Source organism: Rhizobium sp. CC1099 (genome assembly GCF_029714385.1).
In the GTDB taxonomy this organism is placed as follows: Bacteria; Pseudomonadota; Alphaproteobacteria; order Rhizobiales; family Rhizobiaceae; genus Rhizobium.
Genome location: NZ_CP121641.1, coordinates 3,436,304 through 3,442,500, shown reverse-complemented (window position 1 = coordinate 3,442,500; position 6,197 = coordinate 3,436,304). Strand labels below are relative to the sequence as shown.

Annotated in this window: 4 protein-coding genes, 1 tRNA gene and 2 rRNA genes (1 of these 7 cut by a window edge); 4 read left to right on the top strand and 3 right to left on the bottom strand. The window is 58.5% G+C overall.

Annotated features, from left to right (window positions below; all coding sequences use genetic code 11):
- From QA644_RS17200 to ltrA, 4 genes are all read left to right on the top strand, one after another.
- Window positions 1-1,502, top strand: a 23S ribosomal RNA gene (locus tag QA644_RS17200) (it extends 1,441 nt beyond the left edge of the window).
- Window positions 1,503-1,633: 131 nt separating this feature from the next.
- A 5S ribosomal RNA gene (gene rrf, locus QA644_RS17195) occupies window positions 1,634-1,748 on the top strand.
- A gap of 108 nt (window positions 1,749-1,856) precedes the next feature.
- A tRNA-Met gene (locus QA644_RS17190) sits at window positions 1,857-1,933 on the top strand.
- A 468-nt stretch (window positions 1,934-2,401) separates the two neighbouring features.
- A complete protein-coding gene (gene ltrA, locus QA644_RS17185) occupies window positions 2,402-3,763 on the top strand; it encodes a group II intron reverse transcriptase/maturase (protein ID WP_283069701.1) in 1,362 nt (453 codons plus the stop codon).
- Window positions 3,764-3,824: 61 nt separating this feature from the next.
- Here ltrA and QA644_RS17180 read toward each other — a convergent pair whose 3' ends face one another.
- From QA644_RS17180 to QA644_RS17170, 3 genes are all read right to left on the bottom strand, one after another.
- Window positions 3,825-4,421, bottom strand: a complete 597-nt coding sequence (locus tag QA644_RS17180; RefSeq protein ID WP_283069700.1) for a hypothetical protein — start codon at window positions 4,419-4,421, stop codon at window positions 3,825-3,827.
- Window positions 4,405-5,004, bottom strand: a complete 600-nt coding sequence (locus QA644_RS17175; RefSeq protein ID WP_283069699.1) for a recombinase family protein — start codon at window positions 5,002-5,004, stop codon at window positions 4,405-4,407. Before QA644_RS17175 ends, QA644_RS17180 begins: the two co-directional genes overlap by 17 nt.
- 223 nt (window positions 5,005-5,227) lie before the next feature.
- Entirely contained in the window at window positions 5,228-6,130 is a 903-nt protein-coding gene (locus tag QA644_RS17170) for a LysR substrate-binding domain-containing protein (RefSeq protein WP_239596751.1), read from the bottom strand.
- Between the last annotated feature and the right edge of the window lie 67 nt (window positions 6,131-6,197).

Below are 6,197 nucleotides of genomic sequence, written 5' to 3'. Positions count from 1 at the left end.
TGACATGAGTAACGATAAAGAGGGTGAGAGACCCTCTCGCCGAAAGACCAAGGGTTCCTGCTTAAAGTTAATCTGAGCAGGGTTAGCCGGCCCCTAAGACGAGGCGGACACGCGTAGTCGATGGGAACCACGTTAATATTCGTGGGCCTGGTGGTAGTGACGGATTGCTCAACTTGTAAGGTCTTATTGGATTGATCTTGCAGGGACGCGGTTCCAGGAAACAGCTCCACCGTATAGACCGTACCCGAAACCGACACAGGTGGTCAGGTAGAGTATACCAAGGCGCTTGAGAGAACTATGTTGAAGGAACTCGGCAAATTGCACGCGTAACTTCGGAAGAAGCGTGACCCCATTTTGGGCAACCAGGATGGGGTGGCACAGACCAGGGGGTAGCGACTGTTTATCAAAAACACAGGGCTCTGCGAAGTAGCAATACGACGTATAGGGTCTGACGCCTGCCCGGTGCTGGAAGGTTAAAGGGAGAGGTGCAAGCTTTGAACTGAAGCCCCAGTAAACGGCGGCCGTAACTATAACGGTCCTAAGGTAGCGAAATTCCTTGTCGGGTAAGTTCCGACCTGCACGAATGGCGTAACGACTTCCCCGCTGTCTCCAACATAGACTCAGTGAAATTGAATTCCCCGTGAAGATGCGGGGTTCCTGCGGTCAGACGGAAAGACCCCGTGCACCTTTACTATAGCTTTACACTGGCATTCGTGTCGGCATGTGTAGGATAGGTGGTAGGCTTTGAAGCGGGGACGCCAGTTTCCGTGGAGCCATCCTTGAAATACCACCCTTATCGTCATGGATGTCTAACCGCGGTCCGTTATCCGGATCCGGGACAGTGTATGGTGGGTAGTTTGACTGGGGCGGTCGCCTCCGAAAGAGTAACGGAGGCGCGCGATGGTGGGCTCAGACCGGTCGGAAATCGGTCGTCGAGTGCAATGGCATAAGCCCGCCTGACTGCGAGACTGACAAGTCGAGCAGAGACGAAAGTCGGTCATAGTGATCCGGTGGTCCCGCGTGGAAGGGCCATCGCTCAACGGATAAAAGGTACGCCGGGGATAACAGGCTGATGACCCCCAAGAGTCCATATCGACGGGGTTGTTTGGCACCTCGATGTCGGCTCATCGCATCCTGGGGCTGGAGCAGGTCCCAAGGGTTTGGCTGTTCGCCAATTAAAGCGGTACGTGAGCTGGGTTCAGAACGTCGTGAGACAGTTCGGTCCCTATCTGCCGTGGGTGTAGGAATATTGACAGGATCTGTCCCTAGTACGAGAGGACCGGGATGGACATATCTCTGGTGGACCTGTTGTCCTGCCAAGGGCATAGCAGGGTAGCTACATATGGAAGGGATAACCGCTGAAGGCATCTAAGCGGGAAACCCACCTGAAAACGAGTGTTCCCTATCAGAGCCGTGGAAGACGACCACGTTGATAGGCCGGGTGTGGAAGTGCAGCAATGCATGAAGCTTACCGGTACTAATAGCTCGATCGGCTTGATCGTTCTCATTGACAATGCTCATCAAAATGAGCCAGGCGATAAGAAGCAGCATACAAGCGCTTCCCCGCCAATGACGTGTTCAACAAAACGAAGTGAAAACTTCACCAGCTTCTCAAATCGTTGCGCTTCGCTGACCTGGTGGTTATGGCGGGGTGGCTGCACCCGTTCCCTTTCCGAACACGGCCGTGAAACGCCCCAGCGCCCATGGTACTTCGTCTCAAGACGCGGGAGAGTCGGTCGCCGCCAGGTCTGCAAAACGCAACAACAAAATCACAATCTTCTCAAAACAAAACAACGGCCATAAGCCGATATAAACCGGCCGCAACAACAGCGGTCCGTTCCGCTTCAAAACAATAACGCGGGGTGGAGCAGCCCGGTAGCTCGTCAGGCTCATAACCTGAAGGCCGCAGGTTCAAATCCTGCCCCCGCAACCACTGAAACTTGCAAATTCTCCCATTCGGGGTATTTGCACCGAAGCTCCTCCGCGTAAGCGTCGAGGAGCTTTTTTTTTGTTGTGCGCCCAGCATGGGCACATTCTTGTGGGTGCAAGTCCCACCGTAAGCTGGTCATAGCGAGCGAAGAGAAGCGCAACTGCGGAAGGGTGACCGACCGTGGGGAGGAAGCGTGGATCGAAACTGCGGGCCGATGGACAAGAACCGGATATGAGGCGGTGCCGACCAGGGCGAGCGGGCAACAAACCGCGAAGCCCTTGTGACCGAGGGGAGGCAGCGTAAATCCGGCGGTCGTGCAGTGAAGGAGTGCGTTCTTACCTGGGGAGATCTCGCTTTGCGCCTGAAAGGGCGACGGTGTCGAGCCGGAGCGAGAAGTCAGCAGAGGCCGTAGTAGGGAGCGCCTTGGTGCAAACGAAGGGCCGAACGAGAGAGAGTGAAGTTCCTCCGAGGATGAGCAAGGCCCTGCGTCAGATGCCGGGAGTGTCCGGGCGATTGGAGAAGGAGGCGGGTGAAGCCTGCCGGAGCTCCGATCTCGACGAAGCCGAGCCCCCGCCGCGGCACAGGAACGACACAGGCGCGGGGCTGCTGGACGCGGCCCTGAGGCGAGAGAACCTTCTGCAGGCCTGGAAGCAGGTGCGGGCCAACAAAGGCGCGGCGGGCGCGGACGGACTGGACATCGACCAGACGGCCGCGATGCTGCGCAAGTGCTGGCCGGCCATCCGCGACAGCCTACAGGAAGGGACGTATCGGCCGCAGCCGGTGCGTCGCGTGATGATCCCGAAGCCGGGGGGCGGCGAGCGCGAGCTTGGCATCCCCACGGTGCTGGACCGCCTGATCCAACAGGCGCTCCTGCAAGTCCTCCAGCCAATCCTTGATCCGACCTTCAGCCAGCACAGCTACGGCTTCCGCCCGGGAAAGAGTGCGCACGATGCCGTCCTGGCGGCGCAATCGTTCGTGCAGTCCGGGCGGCGGGTCGTGGTGGACGTGGACCTGGAGAAGTTCTTCGACCGGGTTGACCACGACATCCTGATCGACCGTCTGCGCAGGAAAATCCCCGATCCCGGCATTATCCGCCTGGTCCGGGCGTACCTGAACGCCGACATTGTCGATGGGGATGCGACCGTCAAGCGGATCAGGGGCACGCCGCAAGGCGGGCCGCTGTCGCCGCTTCTGGCCAACCTGCTGCTGGATGAGGTGGACAAGGAACTTGAACGGCGGGGCCATGCGTTCTGCCGCTATGCCGACGACTGCAATGTCTATGTGCGGTCGCAGCGGGCGGGTGAACGGGTGATGGCTCTGCTGCGGCGCCTCTATGGCCGACTTCACCTGACGGTGAACGAGACCAAAAGCGCCGTTGCCAGCGTCTTCGGCCGCAAGTTCCTCGGCTACACCTTCTGGGTGGCGCCGGGGGGTGTGGTCAAACGAGGTGTCGCCGACAGGGCAATCAAGGCGTTCAAGGATCGCATCCGCGAGCTGACGTCCCGCGTGACGGGACGGTCCTTGCAGGCCGTGGTCGAACAGCTGGGCGTCTTCGTGCGCGGATGGAAAGCCTACTTCAGGCTGGCGCAAACACCTGGGGTCTGGCGAAAGCTGGACAAGTGGATGCGTCACCGCCTGAGAGCCATCCAGCTCAAGCAATGGAAGATAAGCAGGACGATCTTCCGGGAACTGATGGCGAGGGGAGCAAAAGCCGATGTGGCGCTGCAGGTGGCGGGAAACTCCCGTCGCTGGTGGCGCAACAGCGCCAAGCTCCTCAACTCCATCCTCACGATCAAATGGGCCGACCAGCTCGGAATGCCCAGACTCGCTTGACCTCAATCCCTCGAACCGCCCGGTGCGGACCCGCATGCCGGGTGGTGTGGCAGGGGTGCGATCACATACGATCGCCCCCTATGCCGATTCTGCTCCGTGTCAATCTCGCCAGAAGCAATCTTCGCATCTTCGCCATCAGATCGTTCTGCGCGGCTGCGATGAACTGCTGCTCCATCAGATCCAAGACCTCCATCGACGCCATGATGTTGGCGATCGAGCCGTGGACCTGCAAGGATGCCGGCTGGTGGCCCGGCGTCTTGCCGATCGCGACGGTCTGGATGAGATCACGCTCGATCGGCATCAGCCGTTGCTTGGCGTGTTCGTCGGCATTGTTGCGGGCGAGGAAGAGCAGCTTGCGGATAGCAATCTCGACGTTGGCCGGATTGAACTGCGTCTTCAGCTTCGTGATCTTCTCCTGAAAATCCTCCGCCGGCGCTTCGGCGCTGGCGAGTTCCAGCACCAGCTTCTCCCGCGTTACCTCCAGTTCGTCGAGCTGGTCGTCCAGGATGGCAAGGCGTGGCCGGCCTTCAGCATGGCGGTCGTGGATTTTCTGCATCAGGCTCTTCTGGGTTGCCTTGATCGTCGCAAGCTCGGCGTTCAACGCATCTTTGCGGGAAGGCGCACGCTTCAACATGCCGACTTCATGCGCGATCATCATCTCCGAAATCCCGGTCGAAGATATCGAGAGAGTAGAAGGCGACGGGGATGCAGTTCAGCACCCGTTCCTCCAGGTCCTGGCGCTTGATGGTTTTGGTGTTGCTGCAGCATTCGCCGTCAAGCTCGTCGATCGGCAGCCGCTTGCGATGGTTGGTGCAGCTATAGCGGTCCTTGCCGGAGATTGCGTAAGGGCCTCCGCATTCCGCGCATTCCAGCATGCGGCTCAACAGATATTCCGGGCGCTGCGTCGCATTCAGCCGGTTACTCTGCCCGAAATCAAACAGATCACCGATCTCCTTTTGCCGGCTCTTCACGCGCTGCCACAGTTCGTCAGGGACAATGCGCATGGACGGTACATCACTCAGCACCCACTCGTTTGCATCGTTGACGCGGGCAGTTCTGCGCTCGGTGTCCGGGTTCTTGCGATAGTTGCGCTTGTTCCAGACCATGCGGCCGATGTAGCTCTCGTTGTTGAGGATGCCGGTGCCACGGCTGACATGGCCGCGAATGGCCGTGTCGCGCCATTTTTTGCCACGTGGACCGGTAACGCCTTCATTGTTCAACAGATGCGTATAGAGCGGCAATCAAGATGATACGCTCCCCGACAACCGCGACACCAGAGTCTCATCCAGATTGTCGCGCTGATCTCATCCAGATTGCCGCTCTATACAGGCGGCGATCTGGCAATGTCCAATCTGTCATTCGCCGCCGTCACAGACGCCCACCCGCTGGCCGGCATCGTATGGTCGATTCACCGACCATCAGTCGCGAGCCGCGGAAGCAGAGTGTGAGCTAAAAAGTGCGGGCTCAGTTTCTTTCGGCCCACGTTCCAATCAACATGGTCATGAAACGTTCGGCTGCCGGCGAAAGCGTCCCACCGCGACGGCGCACAATGCCGATCGTTCGCGAGATTTGAGGATTGCCAATAGGTCTCGTGACGAGGAACGGGTGCTCTTCCTGTGGTGTAGCGAGTTTCGGCAGAACCGAAATTCCAAGCCCCGCTTCCACCAAACCAAGCGATGTCGAGAGATGCGTGACTTCATAGGACCAGCGCAGTTTCAGGTTCGATTTCGCCAATGCTGCGTCAAGAAGCGTACGGTTGCCGCTCGACCGGTGAACTGTGATCAGTTGATAGGGCGCCAGGTCATCCCATTCGAGCTCGCTCTTCGCCGTCAGCGGATGATCCTTGCGTGCCGCCAGCACGAATGGATCTTCGATGAGCCTGTCGAAGATGAGGTCGGGATCTGAAAAGCCCATGATATTGATGCCGAACTCGACTTCCCCACGGGCGACGGCCTGCAGACCGTCGGTGGCCGGCAGATCGAGAATGCGAAAACGAATATTCGGATACTCGGCGCTGAATTGCTTAATGACGGTCGGCAAAAAATAGAAAGCGGCCGTTGGCAGACATGCGATCGTCACAAGGCCGCTGCGCTGAGATCCGACATCGCGCACCGCAAACAGCGACGTGTCGAACTCCTCAAGCATTCGTCGCACCAACGGGATCAGCTCCGCGCCAAGGGCGGTTGTCGAGACATGACGCGTGGTGCGCTCGAGCAAAGGCGCCCCGATTGCCAGCTCCAGCTTCTGAATTCGACGGCTGAGTGCGGGCTGTGACAGATTGAGCGCTTCGGCAGAGCGATGGAAGTTTTCCAATTCGACGACCGATAGAAACGCGCGCAGATCCAATATCTCGCAATTAATGCTCATAGCGCATCATTCCCTCTGATATTCGCATTTCACATATCAATCGTTTTGCCGCTTACTGCAACAAAGA